Below are 409 nucleotides of genomic sequence, written 5' to 3' on the forward strand. Positions count from 1 at the left end.
AAGAAAGCATCTGCGGCGATCACGGTAACGGTGGCGCCAGCCGTCAATAGCGTAACGGTCAGCCCAAGCACGGCAAGCATCTTGCCAGGCGGAAGCAAGCAACTCACAGCGGCAGTTGATGCCGTTGGCGGAGCAGCGACCACGGTTACGTGGAGTAGCAGTGACGCCAGCAACAAAGTGGCAGTGGACAACACGGGTAAAGTAACCGTAGCAGCGAATGCGGCACCGGGTAGTTATACAATTACAGCCACATCGACAGCAGACGCAACGAAGAAAGCGTCTGCGGCCATCACGGTAACGGTGGCGCCAGCCGTCAATAGCGTAACGGTCAGCCCAAGCACGGCAAGCATCTTGCCAGGCGGAAGCAAGCAACTCACAGCGGCAGTTGATGTCGTTGGCGGAGCAGCAA

Annotated in this window: 1 protein-coding gene; it reads left to right on the top strand. The window is 58.2% G+C overall.

The window, feature by feature from the left end:
- Window positions 1–409, top strand: a 409-nt coding sequence (locus HPT30_RS00670) for an Ig-like domain-containing protein (RefSeq protein WP_175369657.1), incomplete at both ends; no start/stop codon positions are given.

The organism is Paenibacillus agri, assembly GCF_013359945.1.
Classification (GTDB): domain Bacteria; phylum Bacillota; class Bacilli; order Paenibacillales; family Paenibacillaceae; genus Paenibacillus_AQ; species Paenibacillus_AQ agri.